This window comes from Saccharothrix sp. CCNWYY140 (assembly GCF_037401995.1).
In the GTDB taxonomy this organism is placed as follows: Bacteria; Actinomycetota; Actinomycetes; order Mycobacteriales; family Pseudonocardiaceae; genus Actinosynnema.
Window position 1 is genome coordinate 105,547 of the sequence record NZ_JBBEGC010000007.1, and the last position, 17,141, is coordinate 122,687.

Annotated in this window: 21 protein-coding genes; 9 read left to right on the forward strand and 12 right to left on the reverse strand. The window is 71.9% G+C overall.

The annotated features are described in order from the left end of the window. Positions 1-73 precede the first annotated feature (73 nt). On the forward strand, positions 74-1,999 hold the full coding sequence (locus tag WBN91_RS06530) for a S9 family peptidase (RefSeq protein WP_337722217.1): 1,926 nt from the start codon (positions 74-76) through the stop codon (positions 1,997-1,999). A gap of 67 nt (positions 2,000-2,066) precedes the next feature. Here WBN91_RS06530 and WBN91_RS06535 read toward each other — a convergent pair whose 3' ends face one another. Further along, on the reverse strand, positions 2,067-2,354 hold the full coding sequence (locus WBN91_RS06535; RefSeq protein ID WP_337722218.1) for a hypothetical protein: 288 nt from the start codon (positions 2,352-2,354) through the stop codon (positions 2,067-2,069). Between the two features lie 148 nt (positions 2,355-2,502). Here WBN91_RS06535 and WBN91_RS06540 point away from each other — a divergent pair, with 148 nt between their 5' ends. Further along, positions 2,503-3,414: a S66 peptidase family protein gene (locus WBN91_RS06540; protein WP_337722219.1), complete on the forward strand. Its 912-nt coding sequence runs from the start codon at positions 2,503-2,505 to the stop codon at positions 3,412-3,414. Between the two features lie 53 nt (positions 3,415-3,467). Continuing rightward, a complete protein-coding gene (locus WBN91_RS06545; RefSeq protein ID WP_337722220.1) occupies positions 3,468-3,617 on the forward strand; it encodes a hypothetical protein in 150 nt (49 codons plus the stop codon). 30 nt (positions 3,618-3,647) lie between these two features. On the opposite strand, the gene WBN91_RS06550 is transcribed toward WBN91_RS06545, so the two are convergent. After that, on the reverse strand, positions 3,648-4,007 hold the full coding sequence (locus WBN91_RS06550) for a hypothetical protein (protein ID WP_337722221.1): 360 nt from the start codon (positions 4,005-4,007) through the stop codon (positions 3,648-3,650). 69 nt (positions 4,008-4,076) lie between these two features. Here WBN91_RS06550 and WBN91_RS06555 point away from each other — a divergent pair, with 69 nt between their 5' ends. Continuing rightward, complete coding sequence (locus tag WBN91_RS06555; protein WP_337722222.1) at positions 4,077-4,853, forward strand: glycerophosphodiester phosphodiesterase family protein; 777 nt, start codon at positions 4,077-4,079, stop codon at positions 4,851-4,853. 64 nt (positions 4,854-4,917) lie between these two features. Continuing rightward, complete coding sequence (locus tag WBN91_RS06560) at positions 4,918-6,315, forward strand: MFS transporter (protein ID WP_337722223.1); 1,398 nt, start codon at positions 4,918-4,920, stop codon at positions 6,313-6,315. Here WBN91_RS06560 and WBN91_RS06565 read toward each other — a convergent pair. The 3 genes from WBN91_RS06565 to WBN91_RS06575 form a co-directional block, all read right to left on the reverse strand. Next, positions 6,278-6,976 carry a hypothetical protein gene (locus tag WBN91_RS06565; RefSeq protein ID WP_337722224.1) on the reverse strand — a complete coding sequence of 233 codons (699 nt, stop codon included), beginning with the start codon at positions 6,974-6,976 and terminating at the stop codon, positions 6,278-6,280. The two genes, WBN91_RS06560 and WBN91_RS06565, sit on opposite strands and share 38 nt — an antisense overlap. Beyond that, positions 6,973-7,287 (reverse strand): PadR family transcriptional regulator, encoded by a 315-nt coding sequence (locus WBN91_RS06570; protein ID WP_337722289.1) that lies wholly within the window; start codon positions 7,285-7,287, stop codon positions 6,973-6,975. Before WBN91_RS06570 ends, WBN91_RS06565 begins: the two co-directional genes overlap by 4 nt. Positions 7,288-7,449: 162 nt before the next feature. Next, the gene (locus tag WBN91_RS06575; RefSeq protein WP_337722225.1) at positions 7,450-7,965 is read right to left on the reverse strand and encodes a hypothetical protein; all 516 of its coding nucleotides are present in this window, start codon (positions 7,963-7,965) and stop codon (positions 7,450-7,452) included. Between the two features lie 76 nt (positions 7,966-8,041). Between WBN91_RS06575 and WBN91_RS06580 the strand changes: the two genes are divergently transcribed. From WBN91_RS06580 to WBN91_RS06590, 3 genes are all read left to right on the forward strand, one after another. Beyond that, positions 8,042-8,758 (forward strand): thymidine kinase, encoded by a 717-nt coding sequence (locus WBN91_RS06580; protein ID WP_337722226.1) that lies wholly within the window; start codon positions 8,042-8,044, stop codon positions 8,756-8,758. Positions 8,759-8,974: 216 nt separating this feature from the next. Continuing rightward, positions 8,975-9,445 (forward strand): NUDIX domain-containing protein, encoded by a 471-nt coding sequence (locus WBN91_RS06585; RefSeq protein ID WP_337722227.1) that lies wholly within the window; start codon positions 8,975-8,977, stop codon positions 9,443-9,445. Positions 9,446-9,921: 476 nt separating this feature from the next. Continuing rightward, a complete protein-coding gene (locus WBN91_RS06590; protein ID WP_121217541.1) occupies positions 9,922-10,266 on the forward strand; it encodes an RNA polymerase-binding protein RbpA in 345 nt (114 codons plus the stop codon). Positions 10,267-10,344: 78 nt separating this feature from the next. Here the strand turns inward: WBN91_RS06590 and WBN91_RS06595 are convergent, their stop codons facing one another. Together WBN91_RS06595 and lnt are read right to left on the reverse strand one after the other, a co-directional pair. Continuing rightward, positions 10,345-11,136 carry a polyprenol monophosphomannose synthase gene (locus WBN91_RS06595; RefSeq protein ID WP_337722228.1) on the reverse strand — a complete coding sequence of 264 codons (792 nt, stop codon included), beginning with the start codon at positions 11,134-11,136 and terminating at the stop codon, positions 10,345-10,347. Then, positions 11,111-12,718, reverse strand: coding sequence for an apolipoprotein N-acyltransferase (gene lnt, locus WBN91_RS06600; RefSeq protein WP_337722229.1), 1,608 nt, complete (start codon positions 12,716-12,718; stop codon positions 11,111-11,113). Before lnt ends, WBN91_RS06595 begins: the two co-directional genes overlap by 26 nt. Positions 12,719-12,922: 204 nt before the next feature. Between lnt and WBN91_RS06605 the strand changes: the two genes are divergently transcribed. Further along, on the forward strand, positions 12,923-13,108 hold the full coding sequence (locus WBN91_RS06605; protein WP_337722230.1) for a PspC domain-containing protein: 186 nt from the start codon (positions 12,923-12,925) through the stop codon (positions 13,106-13,108). Here WBN91_RS06605 and WBN91_RS06610 read toward each other — a convergent pair. From WBN91_RS06610 to WBN91_RS06630, 5 genes are all read right to left on the reverse strand, one after another. Continuing rightward, positions 13,102-13,848, reverse strand: a complete 747-nt coding sequence (locus WBN91_RS06610; protein WP_337729365.1) for a TetR/AcrR family transcriptional regulator — start codon at positions 13,846-13,848, stop codon at positions 13,102-13,104. The two genes, WBN91_RS06605 and WBN91_RS06610, sit on opposite strands and share 7 nt — an antisense overlap. 27 nt (positions 13,849-13,875) lie before the next feature. Beyond that, entirely contained in the window at positions 13,876-14,229 is a 354-nt protein-coding gene (locus WBN91_RS06615; RefSeq protein ID WP_337722233.1) for a GntR family transcriptional regulator, read from the reverse strand. A 219-nt stretch (positions 14,230-14,448) separates the two neighbouring features. Further along, entirely contained in the window at positions 14,449-14,838 is a 390-nt protein-coding gene (locus WBN91_RS06620) for a hotdog fold domain-containing protein (RefSeq protein WP_337722234.1), read from the reverse strand. Continuing rightward, the gene (locus WBN91_RS06625; protein WP_337722235.1) at positions 14,835-15,575 is read right to left on the reverse strand and encodes an OAM dimerization domain-containing protein; all 741 of its coding nucleotides are present in this window, start codon (positions 15,573-15,575) and stop codon (positions 14,835-14,837) included. The genes WBN91_RS06620 and WBN91_RS06625 overlap by 4 nt, the downstream gene beginning before the upstream one ends. Beyond that, the gene (locus WBN91_RS06630; RefSeq protein ID WP_337722236.1) at positions 15,572-17,140 is read right to left on the reverse strand and encodes a lysine 5,6-aminomutase subunit alpha; all 1,569 of its coding nucleotides are present in this window, start codon (positions 17,138-17,140) and stop codon (positions 15,572-15,574) included. Before WBN91_RS06630 ends, WBN91_RS06625 begins: the two co-directional genes overlap by 4 nt. Between the last annotated feature and the right edge of the window lies 1 nt (position 17,141).

The window sequence follows — 17,141 nt, forward strand, 5'->3', positions numbered from 1 at the left end:
GTCATCTGTGGAGTGCCCGCCGCGCCCGATCGGTGCTGACCGGCGCGACGGGCGCCCCGCTAAGGTCGCGGGCGTGGTGAAGATCGCACCGTACGGAACGTGGACATCGCCCATCGCCGCGGCCGACGCCGCCGCGGCCGGAGGCGGCCTGCACTGGGTGGACCTGCACGCGGGTTCGGCCTGGTGGGCGGAGGGACGACCCGCCGAGGGCGGCCGGGTGGCGCTGGTGCGCGAGGGGCGGGACCTGCTGCCGCCGCCGTGGAACGTGCGCAACCGCGTCCACGAGTACGGCGGCCGGCCCTGGGTGGTGCTCGACACCGCCGACGGTCCCCGCGTGGCCTTCACCAACTGGGACGACCAGCGCGTCTACCTGTTCGACCCCGACGCCGCCGAACCCGCCCCGGTGCCCATCACCGACGCGCCCGCCCGCCACCACGGTGTCCGCTACGCCGACCTGACCGCAGGCCCCGGCGACGCCGAGGTGTGGTGCGTGCGGGAAACCGTCACCGGCGACAAGCGCACCGACATCCGCCGCGACCTGGTCGCCATCCCCCTGGACGGCTCGCAGCCCCGCGTGCTGGCCGCCAGCCACCACTTCATGACCGGCCCGCGCCTGTCCCCCGACGGCACCCGGTTCGCCTGGATCGGCTGGGACCACCCCAACATGCCGTGGGACGGCACCCAGCTGTGCGTCGCCGCGGTGGGGTCGAGCGAGCACCAGGTCGTCGCCGGCGGCCCCCAGGAGGCCGTGTGCCAGGTCGAGTGGGACGGACCCGACCTGCTCGCCCTCACCGACCCCGACGGCTGGTGGAACCTGTTCCGCATCACCCCCGACGGCACCCGGACCAACCTCGCGCCGTGCGAGGAGGAACTGGGCGGCCCCATGTGGCGGCTGGGCAACCGCTGGTTCGCCACCCTCGGCGGCGGACGCCACCTCGTGCTGCGCTCCGGCGCCCTGGCCGTCCTCGACGAACGCACCCGCACCGTTACCGACGTCGACAACGACCTGCCCGTGTGGGGCGCGCACCTGGCCACGCACGACGGCATCGTGGTCAGCAGCGCCGCCGGACCCCGCGAGGAAGCCGCCGTGGTCCGCCTGGACCTGTCCACCGGCGACCTGACCCGCCTCACCGACGCCCCCGCCACCCTCCCGCCCGCCGACTACCTGCCCGTGCCGACCGAACGCGTCTTCACCGGCCCCGACGGACAGGACGTCCCCGCCTACGTCTACCCGCCCACCAACCCCGACTTCGCCGGTCCCGACGACGAGCGCCCGCCGTACGTGGTGCACGTCCACGGCGGACCCACCGGCCGCAGCGCCCCCGTCCTCGACATCGACATCGCCTACTTCACCAGCCGCGGCATCGGCGTCGTCGCCGTCAACTACGGCGGCTCCACCGGCTACGGCCGCGCCTTCCGCGAACGCCTGCGCGGCCAGTGGGGCGTCGTGGACGTCAACGACTGCGCCGCCGTCGCCCAAGCCCTCGCCGACGAGGGCACCGCCGACCCGGCACGCCTGGGCATCCGCGGCGGCAGCGCCGGCGGCTGGACCTCCGCCGCGTCCATGACCTCGGTCAAGACCTACCGGTGCGGCATGGTCGCCTTCCCGATCCTGGACCTGCGCGGCTGGACCGGCGACGGCGGCGAAACCCACGACTTCGAGTCCCAGTACGTCGAAGGCCTCGTCGGCCCCTGGCCCCAGGCGGCGGACCTGTACGCCGAACGCTCCCCCTCCCACCGCGTCGACCGCCTGGCCGGACCGGTGCTGCTGCTCCAGGGCCTGGAGGACGAGATCTGCCCACCCGAGCAGGCCGACCGGTTCGTCGCGGCACTGGACGGCACCGGCATCCAGCACGCCTACCTGACCTTCGAGGGCGAGCAGCACGGGTTCCGCAAGGCGGAGTCCATCATCGCCGCACTGGAGGCCGAACTGTCCTTCTACGGCCAGGTCCTCGGCTTCACCCCGCCCGACGTCCCCGTCCTGCCCCTGCGCCGGTGACCCCACCCACCCCGAAGACGCCCGCCGCCCCGACCCCGGCGGGCGCACCACACCCCACCCCGACCACTCAGACCCCCGCGCCCACAGCCGCCCAACCGACCGCTCGCACTCCCGCGAGCGCCACCAAGCCGGCCGCTCCCACCGCACGAGAGCCCGAACCCACCGCCCAACCGGCGGCAACCAGCGCCCAGCCGGCCACAACCACTGTGCAGCCGATCGCCACCGACGCCCGGCCTGCCACGACCACTGCGCAGCCGATCGCCACCGACGCCCGGCCCGCCACGACCACCGCCCAGCCGATCGTGGCCACCGCACGGCTGGCCACGACCACCGCCCAGCCGACCGGGACCACCACGCCGCCAACCGCAGCCCCGCCGCAGCCCGAGACCCCGCCAACTCCTCACCCCGCCGCACGCCCACCGCTGTCGTACCCGCGTGGGAGAATGGTGTCGGGGGCCGGAGGCCACCGCGACCGCACCACAGAGCCGTCGGGGGAGCGCGCCTTGCGACTGGTCCACTCCGCACCCACCCACCCCGAACCCAGCACCCAAGCCGCCACCCCCGGCGACGGCCTCCTGCGCGCCGGCGACCGAGTCGCCCTCGTCGCACCCGCAGGCCCCGTCGCCCCCGGCATGCTCCGCGCCGGCACCGCCTGGCTCGAAGCCTGGGGACTGGAAGTCGTGCACGGCAAGCACGTCACCGACACCCACCCCACCCTGCCCCACCTCGCCGGCACCGACGCCGACCGCGCCGCCGACCTCACCGACGCCTGGACCGACCCGTCCATCACCGCCGTCTTCGCCGCCCGCGGCGGCTACGGCACCCAACGCATCCTCGACCTGGTCGACTGGGACGCCCTCGCCGCCACCGGCCCCAAGGTGTTCGTCGGCTCCAGCGACACCACGACCCTGCACGACCGGCTCAACCGCCGGGGCCTGCGCACCTGGTTCGGCCCCATGCCCGCCACCCGCGCGTTCGTCCACGACGGACCCGCCCGCGACCACCTGCGCAAAGCCCTGTTCACCGGCGACCCCGGCCCCCTGCGCGGCACCACCCTGGTCCCCGGCACCGCCACCGGACCGGCCACCGGCGGCACCCTCAGCCTCCTGGACGCCCCACCGCCGTCCGGCGCGATCGTCTGGATCGAAGACGTCGACGAGAAGCCCTACCGCCTCGACCGCCTGCTCACCGCGCTGCTGCGCCGCGACTGGTTCGCCGACGTCGCCGGCATCGTCCTGGGCTCCTTCACCGACTGCGGCGACCACGCCGACGTCCACGCCGTCCTGCACGACCGCCTCGCGCACCTCGGCGTCCCCATCGCCGCCGACATCCCCTTCGGACACTGCGCCGCCCAACGCACCATCCCCCTGGGCGCCACCGTCCACCTCGACAACGGCACCGTCACCACCGCCTAGCGAGCCGCAGCAACGCCGGGTTCGGGCACAATCGCCGTCAGGGGGTGGTGCGCGTGGTCTTCGAGTTCCTGGAATCGGTGTTCGACGCGCTGACCAAGTGGTCCGACGCGCCCAACCCTCCAGTGCCCGAGGGACCGCTCGCCTCGGTCGACGAGCGCGAGGCGCAGAACGCGGCGACCGAGGACCCCGACGACCAGGAGTGACCGGACCCGGGTGGACGTTCGTCCCACCGCCTAGCGGATGCGCTCCAGACTCCGCGCCGCCTCCACCAACTCCTCCGCCAACCGCCGCAACTCCGCCCGCCCCGCACCGTCCGACGCCGCCGTCGCCACGTCCTCCGCCGCGCACCGCACCTGGAACAACCGGTCCTGGAGGTCCCCCAACTCACCCGAGGACAACACCACCGCGTCCTCCGGCAACCCACCCCGCTGCACCGCCGCCCGACGCTCGTACGCCCGCTGCCGACACGGCTGCGCGCAATACCGCCGAGGCCGGCCGATCCGGCCGCTGTCCGGCAGCCGACGACCACACCAGGCACAATGCCTGGCCTCCTCCCGGCGCGGCGAAACAGCCTCCCCGGTCACCAACTCCATGACGCGCGACCGTATCCCGCTACCCACCGGTCACCCCCGCGCCACGCCGCCAAGGCACACTCTCCCGCTGTGACCACGAACCACCCCTACCTCTCCGGACCCCACCCCCGGGCCTTCGCCCACCGCGGCTGGCACCTCGACGACCTCACCGGCATGGAGAACTCCCTCGCCGCGTTCCGCCGCGCCGCCGCCGAAGGCTTCCACTACCTGGAGACCGACGTGCACGCCACCTCCGACGGGGTGGTCGTGGTCCACCACGACGACGTCCTCGACCGCACCACCGACGCCACCGGCCCCGTCGCCACCCAACCCTGGTCCACCGTCAAGAAGGCCAACGTCGGCGGACGCGAACCCATCACCCGCCTGGAAGACCTCCTCGAGGAACTCCCCGACGCCAAGCTCAACATCGACGTCAAATCCGACCACGCCGTCGACCCCGTCATCACCCTCCTGCGCCGCACCAACAGCCTCCACCGCGTCTGCCTCGCCTCCTTCAGCGACAAACGCCTCGCCCGCCTGCGCCGCCTCGCCGGCCCCCAGCTCATGACCAGCATGGGACCCCGCTCCGCAGGCGCCCTCTGGGCCGCCGGCCGCGTACCCCTCATCGGCCTCCCCGTCGCCGGCCTCATCGCCCAAGTCCCCGCCACCCAGGGCCGCCTCGTCGTCGTCGACCCCCGCTTCGTCCGCGCCGCCCACCGCCGCCACCTCGAAGTCCACGTCTGGACCATCGACGACGAGAACGACATGACCCGCCTGCTCGACATGGGCGTCGACGGCCTGGTCACCGACCGCCCCGACCGCCTCCGCGACGTCCTGCGCGCCCGCGACCAGTGGCCGTCCACCTGAACTTCACAACAGGTTGGGACGTGATCACCACAACCGGCGATGCGGGGAAGTACAGTCCGCCCCCATGAGCGTGGCCGACACCCCAGCACCCGCGATCGACCGCAAACGGGAACAACGCGGATGGGTCTGGTACGACTGGGCGAACCAGGTCTTCACGACCTCCGTCACGACGGTGTTCCTCTCCGGCTACCTCACGGCCGTGGCCAAGCAGGCCGCCCGCGAGGACACCGCCCACAACGGCCCCGACGCCTGCGCCACCAGCTCGCTGACCAACTGCGACATCTCCGCCTTCGGCACGCACTTCCCCGCCGGCTCCCTGTGGGGATTCCTGCTGTCCATCGCCACCGTCGTCCAGGTCGTCGTCCTGCCCGTCATGGGCGCCATCGCCGACCGCACCCAGAACAAGCGCGCCATGCTCGGCGGCCTCGCCTTCACCGGCGCCGCCGCCACCGCCGCCCTCGCCTTCGTCGCCGGCAGCAACTGGCAGCTCGGCGTCGTCCTGTTCATCCTCGCCAACATCTGCTACGGCGCCTCGATCGTCGTCTACTACGCCTTCCTGCCCGAGATCGCCACCGCCGACGAACGCGACGCCGTCTCCAGCCGCGGCTGGGCCTTCGGCTACCTCGGCGGCGGCCTCGCCCTGGCCGTCCACCTCGGACTGTTCCTCGGCCACGACGCCCTCGGCCTGTCCGAAGCCGCCGCCGTCCGCGTCGCCTTCGTCCTCTCGGGCATCTGGTGGGCCGCCTTCACCTTCATCCCGCTGACCCGCCTCAAGCGCCACCAGCAACCCCACGGCGGCGAATCCGGTGCCTCGGTCATCACCGCCGGGTTCAAGGAACTCCGCCAGACCATGCGCCTGGCCCTGGGCTTCCCCCTCACCCTCGCGTTCCTGGGCACCTACCTCATCTACACCGACGGCATCGCCACCGTCGCCAACGTCTCCGCCCAGTACGGCCGCGAGGAACTCAAGCTCGACGAGACCGTCCTGATCGCCACCATCCTCATCGTCCAGTTCGTCGCCTTCGGCGGCGCGATGCTGCACGGCTGGATGGCCAAGCGCTGGGGCGCCAAGCGCACCATCATGATCAGCCTGGTGGTGTGGATCGTCGTCCTGGCCGCCGCCTACTTCGTCCAGCAGGGCCAGCAGTTCCAGTTCTACGCGCTCGCGGTCGGCATCGGCATCGTGCTCGGCGGCACCAACGCCCTGTCCCGCTCCCTGTTCTCCCAGATGATCCCGCCCGGCCGCGAAGCCCAGTACTTCAGCCTCTACGAGGTCGGCGAGCGCTCCACCTCCTGGCTCGGCCCCCTGGTGTTCGCCGGCGTCGGCCAGGCCACCGGCTCCTTCCGCCTCGCCATCATCAGCCTGGTGATCTTCTTCGTCATCGGCTTCGTCCTGATGATCTTCGTCCCGGTCCGCAAGGCCATCAAGGCGTCGGGGAACCCGCTGCCCGCCAAGGTCTGAACCCCGCCACCACACCCGTGGTGACCACCGCCGCCACCACGAACGCCACCGGCGACAACGGCACCACCAACCCCCACACCGCGCCCGACACCAGCCCCGCCACCACGGCCGCCCACCAACGCGCCCGCGGCACCGGCGGGGCTTCGCGGTGCCACCCCACCACCAGCGCCACCGCCGTCACCCACGACACCCCGACCGGCACCCACGCCCACGCGTCCTGCACCAGCACAACCCCCTGCACGGCGAGCACCCCCACCGCCGCCTTCACCGCCACCCACTGCCGCGCCGCCACCCCCACGACCGCCACGGCCACCAACGCGTCGAACCACCACTCCCACACCCCGCCGAACCGCGCCAACGACCCCCACCCCTGGCCCACCAGCACGACCTGCGCCAGCACCCCGGCCACCGCCACCAGCCGCACCACCGCACCCGCCGGCCGCGCCACCCCGAACCGCACCCGCACCGCCAGGCCCAGCGTCGCCCCCACCTCACCCCAACCCGGCCACCCGTGCTCCAGGTCCAACTCCCCGGACTCGGCGACATCGGCCCGGTCGGCCAGGAAGATCCCGACCATCTCCTCCTCGCGCCCCGCCCGGTACCAGGCGGGCAGCACGCGCAGCAGCCGCCGGTAGCGCCGCTCCAGGTTCGACCCGCTCACCGTGCCTCCCGAGCCCGCAGCACCGCCGAGGCCGCCCGCACGTTCGCCGACATCCGCGCCACCTCCGCGCTCAACGCCCGCACCCCGTCGTCGGTCAACCGGTAGTAGCGCCGCAACCGACCCTGGTGCACCTCCTCCCGGTCCCGCTCCGCCAACCCCTCGGCGACCAGCCGGTCCAACACCCCGTACAGCGTCCCGACCCGCAACCGCGTCCGGCCCTCCGACAGGGTCTCCACCGCCTGCACGATCGCGTACCCGTGCAACGGCTCACCGGCCAACGCGGTCAACACCAGGAACGCCTGCTCCGACATACCTCTCACACCGCAGGTTATATCGCAAAGCGGTGTATGCGGGCTAGAGGAGCATTTCTCCGATCCCGGCCTGTTGGTGTTCGAGGACGAGTTCGGGATCGCACCGACGACAAGTTACACTTTCGGGTTACACTGAAGCTATTGACAGTGCTGAACCTGCTCTTAGGCGCAGCGAGCCGACGCGACACCCCAGTACGTCAGCAACGGCGATGTCGTCTTCGTCGACCAGTACCGCCACGTCACCGCGAACTGCGACCGCGACCCCACCAACGCGTACGCCGTGTCCCCACTGGAGAAGTTCGCCGTCCCGCACCGCAGGTCGAACTCCGACAACGTCTCCCCCGGCGACCGCGTCAGGTCCACCTCCCCCACCGCCGACCCCTCCGCGTCACACCGCAACGCGTACGCGTGCGAGTAGGTCGCGATGGTGGCCCCGTTGTCCTTGTACGTCACGTGCCACGTCTTGAAGGACGTCGTCAGGGTCGCCGCGGACGACCCCACATAGCCGTGGAAGTAGGTCCCCACCGGCGTGTAGTACTCCCCGTTCCACTCCCACCGGAAGGTCTTGAACGTCTCGGTCTGGGTACACCCCAACACCGGCGCCGCCGAAGCCGGCACCACCACGCACAACGACGTGATCAGGCACAACACCAACACCGACGCCAACCTGCGCACCATCGGACCCTCCTCGATCGACTGCGGACGACAGGAGGAGCGCCCAGCGGGTGCGGTGATACCACTAAGGTGGCCCGCCGTGGAGCCGACGAACCCCAGCACAGACCCCACCGACGCCCTGTCCTCGGTACCCGCCGCCGGAGCCCGCCGCGGCGTCACCGCCACCGGCAGGCTCCGGTTCTTCTTCGGCCCCATGGACTGCGGCAAGTCCACCCTCGCCCTCCAGATCGACCACAACCAGGCCCGCCAGGGCCGCAGCGGCCTGCTCCTGGTCCGCCACGACCGCTCCGGCACCCCCAGCATCACCAGCCGCATGGGCCTGGCCCGCCGCGCCATCGAGGTCCACGAGGACATGGACCTGTGCGCCCTCGTGCGCACCCACTGGTCCCAGGGCACCCGCGTCGACTACCTCGTCGTCGACGAAGCCCAGTTCCTCCACCCCACCCAGGTCGACCAGCTCGCCGAACTCGCCGACGACGCCCAACTCGACGTCTACTGCTTCGGCCTGGCCACGGACTTCCGCAGCACCCTGTTCCCCGGCTCCGCCCGGCTGTTCGAACTGGCCGACGAGCTCAACGCCATCCAGGTCGAGGTCCTGTGCTGGTGCGGCCACCCCGGCCGCTTCAACGCCCGCGTCCACGACGGCGACGTCGTCCGAGCCGGCGACACCGTCCTGGTCGCCGACACCGCCGCCACCACCGAGGAAGTCCGCTACCAGGTCCTGTGCCGCCGCCACTACCGCACCGGCGACCTCGGCCCCACCGCCGTCGACAGCCGCCAGCTCAGCCTCACCTGAGGCCCTCCGCGGCGAGCCGCACGCGCCAGGCGCCGGCCTCCGGCCCCCGACACCATTGTCCCAGGGGGCACCGACAAAACGGCTCGCACGCCCGACCCGAGCGCCGCACGGACCGCTTACCGGGCCGTGCATTGGGGGCGTACCGGTGGCGTACCGCACTCGCGCCGGGACCGACCCGCGCCGCCCGACCCGGCGGCACCCGGCACACTGATCACCGTGACCGGGAAGATCAGCGCGGGCATCCTGCTGCACCGCGCCACCGCCGACGGCCTGGAAGTGCTCATCGGACACATGGGCGGCCCGTTCTGGGCGCGCAAGGACGCCGGCGCCTGGTCCATCCCCAAGGGTGAACCCGACGGCGACGAGCCCCTCGAGGACACCGCCCGCCGCGAGTTCACCGAGGAGCTCGGCCTGCCCGTCCCCGCCGGCGACCTGCGCCCGCTGGGCCACGTCCGCCAGTCCGGCGGCAAGACCGTCCACGTCTGGGCCCTGGAAGGCGACCTGGACCCCGACCGGGTCGTCCCCGGCACCTTCACCCTCGAACACCCCAAGGGCACCTTCCGCGAGTACCCCGAGGTCGACCGCGTCGCCTGGGTGCCCCTCGCCGAGGCCCGTCCGAAGCTGGTCACCGCCCAACGGGAGTTCCTCGACCGGCTGCACGACGCGCTGACCAGCGACGATCTTTAAGTCCACACTGAAATCACTAGGTGGAATAAATTCCCCGCCCAACGTTTGGGTGCGGGCCGACCGGGTGACCCTTCTTCGGCAGCGGCCACGGAGCAGGTCGGTGACGACACGCAGCGTCGCCGATTCCACCGGAGCCATCAAAATGACGGAGAGTGAGCGTCCGAGCGATGCAAGTCACTACCAGCGAGTTAAACCCGAGTTAACATCGCCCTGCGTGTTCGGTCTAAGCTGTCGCAGCCGCACACTTTCTGCCGGAACTACTCCATCGGAGTGATGAAGTAGCCCGACAGCTTGATAACGCGTCACGATCTCGCCGCGATTGCATCCCTTAGGAGGAAGCCTTCGTTGACGAGTGAAAGACGTCACTGTGGGCGACCATGACCGTGACGCCGGGAACGAACGGAGCAGTCCGATCGTTGCACTCGGTGAGCAACACCGCCTGGGCCCCGGCCCTGAGCCGAGCGAAAGGAACCGCCATGGCCGACCGCGTTCTACGGGGTAGCCGGCTCGGAGCAGTCAGCTACGAGACCGACCGCAATCACGACCTCGCCCCGCGCCGGTCGGTGCGGTACGCCTGCCCCAAGGGCCACGACTTCGAGGTGCCGTTCTCCGACGACGCCGAGATCCCGCACACCTGGGAGTGCCGCCTGCACGGCCAGGAATCCAAGATCATCGACGGTGCCGAGCCGGAGGCCAAGAAGGTCAAGCCGCCGCGCACGCACTGGGACATGCTCCTGGAGCGCCGCTCCATCCCCGAGCTGGAGGAGCTGCTGGACGAGCGGCTGGAGGAGCTGAGGGGTCGGCGCACCCGCACCGCCTGACACCCCCGCACACACGCGAAGGGGGCCTCCGAACAACCCGGAGGCCCCCTTTTGTCACGCCCGTGGACGCCCGCGCACTCAGCCGCGCGAGCCGGCCTTCGCCTTCGGCGCGAACAGGTCCCGCAGCTGCGTGTAACGGCGGCGCATGCCCCACTTCGTCACTCGCAGCAACGCCTCGCGCACGATGTTGCCGCTCATCTTCGACTCGCCCAGCTCGCGCTCGGTGAACGTGATCGGCACCTCGACCACCCGGTGGCCCAGCTCGATCGTGCGCCACGCCAGGTCGATCTGGAAGCAGTAGCCCTGCGAGGCCACCGTGTCCAGCTTCAGCTTGCGCAGCACGTCCGCCCGGAACGCCCGGAACCCGCCGGTGATGTCCTTGACCGACGTGCCCAGCGCGACCTGGGAGAACACGTTGCCGCCGCGCGAGATCAGCTGCCGGTGCCACGGCCAGTTCACCGTGGAGCCGCCCGGCACGTACCGGGAGCCCAGCACCAGGTCCGCGTCCCGCAGCGCCTCCAGCAGCCGCGGCAGGTCCTCCGGCGCGTGCGAGCCGTCGGCGTCCATCTCCACCACGACCTCGTAGCCGTGGTCCAGCGCCCAGCGGAAGCCCGCCACGTAGGCGGCGCCCAGACCGGCCTTCTCCGTGCGGTGCAGCACGTGCACCCGGTCGTCCGCGGCGGCCATCTCGTCGGCCAGCTGTCCCGTGCCGTCGGGGCTCCCGTCGTCGACCACGAGCGCGTGCACCTTCGGCAGGGCCGCGTGCAGCCGCTTCACGATCTTCCCGATGTTGTCCCGCTCGTTGTAGGTCGGGATCACCACCAGCACCGGCCCGAGCTCGCGGTCAGGCTGCGCCTGCTGGTCCGCCATCCGTTTCCTCCTCGCCGATCCCCGCACCAGGGGTCGGACGCGATCCTCGTCGTTTCACTGTCAAGCTGAGCGCCACGGCCAGAAGGCCCAGGGCGGTCATCACCCACTCGGGCCATGCGCCGAGCCGGGTGGCCAGCGTAGCCTCCCCGCGCAGCGGCAGCTCCGCCACCAGTGCGTCGGGGGTGAACAAACCAGTCCGGTGGGTGACCGAGCCGTCTGGTTGCACGATCGCGCTGACCCCGCTGGTGGCCGCCACGACCACCGCTTTACCGTGCTCCACGGCCCGCACGCGGGACATCGCGAGCTGCTGGTAGGTCATCTCGGTGAAGCCGAACGTGGCGTTGTTGGTCGGGATCGCGATCAGGTTCGCGCCCGCCGTGATGGAGTCGCGCACCACACCGTCGAACGCGACCTCGTAGCACGTGTCGATCGCCACCTTCGCCGGTCCCATCACGAACCCCTCGGGGTCCGAACCCGGCTGGAACACCCCCGCCCGGTCCACGGTCTTGGAGAAGATCCGGAAGAACTCGCGGTAGGGCATGGTCTCGCCGAAGGGCTGGAGCTGCCGTTTCGTGTAGGTGTCGACGGGGCCGCGCTCGGGGTCCCACAGCACCACGGTGTTGCGCGGCAGGTTGTCCGACCTGTCGATGACCACCGCGCCCACCGCGATGGGTGCCTTGATCGCGCGGGCGGCCCGGTCGATCTGGGCGGCGGCGTCGACGTTGCGGAAGGGGTCGATGTCGGAGGAGTTCTCCGGCCAGATGACCAGGTCGGGCTGCTTCTCCCGACCGGCCCGAATCGCCTCGGCCAGCTCGATCGTGCGCTTGACGTGGTTGTCCAGCACGGCGCGGCGCTGGGAGTTGAAGTCCAGGCCGGCGCGGGGCACGTTGCCCTGGATGGCCGCCACCACGACGGTGCCCTGGTCGGGCGCGGTGCCCACCAGCGGCGTCGCGGCCAGGCCCAGGGCCAGCGGCAGCGCCACCAGGGGCGCGCCGAGCTTCCAGTTGCGGCCCAGGTGGGCCAGGCCGAAGCCGGTCAGCGCGACGGCGAACCCGACCAGCGGCGCACCGCCCAGCGAGGCCAGCGGCAGGTACCAGCCCTCCGGCTGACCGAAGGCGATCTTGCCCCAGGGGAACCCGCCGAACGGGAACACGCCGCGCAGGAGCTCGTCGGCCACCCACAGCAGCGCCATCCACAGCGGCGCGCCCGGCAGCCCCGACACCCGCGCCATGAACGCCGTGCCGACCGCGATGAGCACCGCGCACACCAGTGCCAGCGGCAGCCACGCGATCAGGCCGACGAACTCGCCGGTCCAGCGCAGCAGCGGGACCGTGAACCCCAGGCCCCACACCAGCCCCAGCCCGAAGCCCGCGCGCATCTTCCGCCCGTGCAGCAGCACGCCGAGCACGGCGAACCCGATCGGGGCCAGCCACCACAGCGTGCGCGGCGGGAAGCTGAGGAACACCAGTCCCCCGCCGGAGGCCGCGAGCACGATCCGCAGCAGGGTGCCCCGCACGTCCCGACGGCGGGCGGGGGGCGTGTCGGCGGCGGACTGGTCCGGCGCCACGGGAGGTGCGACCACGCCGACCAGCCTACGAGGCCGCCTGCCTGGGCCGACACCGGCCACCGAGATCACCTCCACGTGTGGTCCGGACGTGTGGGCGGGGCGCGGGTTGCGCGCGCGTGAGGCGGGTCTCCCGCCCCTGGCCCGGGTGGGCCGCCGGTCGGGGTGCGGTTCAGGGTTCCCACCGATGCGAGGAGTGCTCGACAGGCGGATGGTGGAGGCATGACCACGTTGACCAGGCCCCAGAACCAGCGCGTGATCGCCGGCGTGTGCGCGGGACTGGCCGCCCGCTTCGGCTGGAAGCCGAACACGGTGCGGCTGCTGTTCCTGCTGTCCTGCCTGCTGCCGGGACCGCAGTTCGTGATCTACCTCGTGCTGTGGGCCACGATGCCCAAGCGCCCCTACTGACCCGGTCGGTCGCGCGAGCGCACCAGCGCCTCGACGCCGTCGAGCACGCGTTCCAGCCCGAACTCGAACGCGTGCTCCCCCGAGAAGGCCGCCCCGTGCGCCTGCCCCGCCGCCGCGCCCACCCGGGCCGCGAGCGGGAACCGCGCCGGGTCGAACACCGCGGCCAGGACCGGCGCGGCGGCGGCCCACCACTGCTCGTCGGTCAGCCCGGTGCTCCGCTCGACCCGGGCCGCCTCGACCGCGAGCCGCGCCGCCGCCCGGACGTGCCCCAGCACGAGGGTGAGCACGGCGTCCATCTCCACGTCGGTCAGCCCGATCCCGTCGACCGCGCGCAACTCGAAGTCGTACTTGGCGGCGACCCCCGGCCCGAGCACCGCCCGGTGCCCGGAGACCTCCAGCAGCCACGGGTGGCGCAGGCACAACGCCCAGTTCTCCCGGGCCACGTGCGCCAACCTGGCCCGCCACCCGCCGGGGACGTCCTCGCGGCCGGTCTCGGCGCTGACGGTGTCCACCATGACGTCGACCAGCTCGGCCTTGCCGGGCACGTGCGTGTAGAGCGACATCGTGCCCACGCCGAGCTTGTCGGCGACCCGGCGCATCGACACCGCCGCGAGCCCCTCGGCGTCGGCCAACTCGACCGCGGCGGCCACGATCCGGTCCAGCCCCAGGCCCTTGCGGGGCACGCCGGTGCGCCACAGCACCGCGAGGGCGCGCGCCGGGTCGCTGCGTTCGGTCGCCACCCGGCCACCCTACTGAGGAGGGACGGCTCAGTCCGTGAGGGCCGCGCGGACGATCTCCAGCGCTTCCTCGGCCGTGAGCCCCTGCTCCCGGGCCGTGGCGGCGTACGAGCGGGCGGCGCGCAACACCCGTTCCCGACTGCGCTCCCCCGCCGCGCTGACCACGGTCCCCGCTCTACCACGGGTCTCGATGAGACCCGCCTCCTCCAACTCCCGGTAGGCACGGGCCACGGTGTTCACCGCGATACCCAGTTCGGCGGCAAGCGCCCGCACGGTGGGCAACCGCGTGCCCACGGCCAACTCGCGCTCGGTGATCTTGCGCGCGAACTGGGACCGCACCTGCTCGAACGGGGGCACGGAGGAGGCCGGATCGAGGCTGATCACCCGTCGATGGTGGCAGAAGCCGGGCGGCGGAGGACAACAGACCGCTATCACGGCAGCCACCCGGCGTAGGGCGACCCGACGTGTGCCGAGGCGGACCTGAGTGCGGCCCGGGCAGCAGGCGTACCGGCGGCCGGGGGCGGTACTAGTTGTTTGTGTTGGACGATGGCGAGGTTCTCCGGCGGAAAACATCGCCAGCGTCCAACACAAACAGCATTGGGGTCAGCCCTTCTTGGGCGCCACCACCGTGCCGCGGGCGCGGGTGACCACGACCGGCGGGTCGAGGACGTCGGCCGCCGAGGGGCCGCGGTCCGGGGCGGAGCGGCAGACGACGCGGGCCTCGAACTCGATCTCGCGGGAGCGGGTGCCGATGCGGACCAGGGTCGCGGTGGCCTCGATGACGTCGCCGGCCTGGATGGGGGCCGCGAACTCGACGGCCGAGTAGCCCGCGAACAGGCCCTCGTCGGCGTCGGTGCGGATCAGCAGTTCCGTGGCCACGTCGCCGAACAGGCCCAGCCCGTACGCGCCGTCCACGAGGTTGCCCCCGTAGTGGGCGTGCGAGTGCGGCACGTAGCGACGGTGGGTGACGGAGAAACCCTCGGTCAGGCTCACGCTGCCCCTTTCCTCTCCTGCATCGCGTGCACCAGGTAGCTGGCGACCTCGCCGGGCGTGGTGCCCCGGCTGAACACCCGGTCGACGCCCAGCTCCCCCGCCATCAGCGGGTCGAAGCGGGGGCCGCCGGCGATCAGGAGCGGGCGGCGGGCGCCCATCGCCTCCCGGAACGCCGCGGACATCTCCTGGGTGTTGAGGATGTGCGCGTCCCGCTGCGTGACGACCTGCGACACCAGCACCGCGTCGGCCTTCTCCGACCGCGCTCGGCGCACCAGCTCGGGCACCGACACCTGCGCGCCCAGGTTCACGACCTTGAGCTCGCGGTAGTACTCCAGGCCCTTCTCGCCGGCGAAGCCCTTGATGTTGAGGATGGCGTCGATGCCGACCGTGTGCGCGTCGGTGCCGATGCACCCGCCGACCACGACCAGCTTGCGCCGCAACAGCTTCTTCACCGTCGTGTTGACCTCTGTGGGCGAGAGCAGCGGGTACTCGCGCTCCACGACCCGCACCTCGTCCAGGTCCACGATGTGCTTGACCGACCCGTAGACGACGAAGAAGGTGAAGTCCGCGCCGATGGGGTGCGAGTGCACGACCATCGCCGGGTCGATGCCCATCTTGTTCGCCAGCTGCTGCGCCGCGCCGTCGGCCTTGGGACCGAACGGCACCGGCAGGGTGAACGACGTCTGCACCATCCCGTCGCCGGTGGTGTCGCCGTAGGGACGCACGTGCCGCTTCACCGACCCACCTCCAGCAGCTCCGAGGCCGGGTTGCAGTACCCGTCGGCCTTCTCCACCACGCCGTCCGCGCCCTTGCCCGCGTCGGCGGGGCGCTTCATCAGGCCGAACGTGCCGTCCGCGATCGCGTTGAGCAGACCGTCGTCCACGATCCGCTCCAGCAGGTCCACGGCCTCGCCGAGCACCTGGTGGGCGCGCTTGACGATCAACCCGTCCGGCGCGGGCCGGAAGTCCTCCGCCAGCCCGCCGGCGGCGTTGAGCACGTAGCGGACGTTGGCCAGCGCCAGGTCCCGGTCGGACAGGAACGGGGTCACCACGGCCTCGGTCATCATGCCGACCAGCAGGATCGACTGGCCGGTCAGCACGCCCGCGAGGTTGAAGAACCCGTCGAGCAGGTAGCCGTTGAACACGTCGCCGGTCATGTGCTTGGTCGGCGGCATCCACTTCAGCGGCGCGTCGGGGAACAGCTCGCGCGCCAGGAGGGCGTGCGCCAGCTCCAGCCGGAACGACTCGGGCACCTTCGGGTTGATCTCGAACGCGTGCCCCAGGCCCAGCAGATGGTCGGGCAGCCCGGCCTCGTGCGCGAAGTGCTCGTTCAGCAACTGCGACACGGTGACCGTGTGCGCGGCGTCCACGGCGTCGGCGGTGGTGAGGTAGTTGTCCTCGCCGGTGTTGATGATGATGCCGGCGCGGGCGTGGACCTGGCGGGAGAACCGCTGGTCGACGAACGTGCGGATGGGGTTGATGTCGCGGAACAGGATCCCGTACATCGAGTCGTTGAGCATCATGTCCAGGCGCTGCAACCCGGCCAGCACCGCGATCTCGGGCATGCACAGGCCGGAGGCGTAGTTGGTCAGCCGCACGTACCGGCCGACCTCCTTGGACACGTCGTCCAGGGCGGCCCGCATGATGCGGAAGTTCTCCTGGGTGGCGTAGGTGCCCGCGAACCCGTGGTGCGTCGCGCCCTCGGGGACGTAGTCCAGCAGCGACTGGCCGGTGGAGCGGATCACGGCGATGATGTCGGCGCCCGCGCGGGCCGCGTTCTGGGCCTGGACGACGTCCTCGTCGATGTCGCCGGTGGCGACGATGAGGTAGATCCACGGCCGCTGCGCGGGGTCGCCCCACTTGGCCACCAGCTTGTCCCGCTGGGCGCGGTTGCGGTCGACGGTCTTGATGCCGCGGGTGATCGCGGTGCGGGCGGCTTTCTCGGCGCGGGTGCGGTCGCGGCCCTCGGGAACGGTGAACCGGACCTGGCCGGCGGCGGTGGCCTCGGCCAGCTCGGTCAGGGTGCCGAGGTTGTGCTCCTTGAGCGCGTGGAAGGCGGGCAGGGCGACACCGTGTTCGAGCCCGCAGTGCTCGCGCACGGTGTCGATCACCCGGTTCACCCACGGCACGTCGCCCGCGCGGTGGGTGGAGTCGGCGCCGGTGATCCCGGCCAGCCGCAGTGTGGCGCGCTCGACCGCCACCGTGGTGTGGGCCTTCGCGATGGCCACCACGGGCTCCGCCGCCCTCGCGGCGAGCCTGCGCGCCGTGGCGACCACATCGGGGTCGAGGTCGAGCAACGCCATT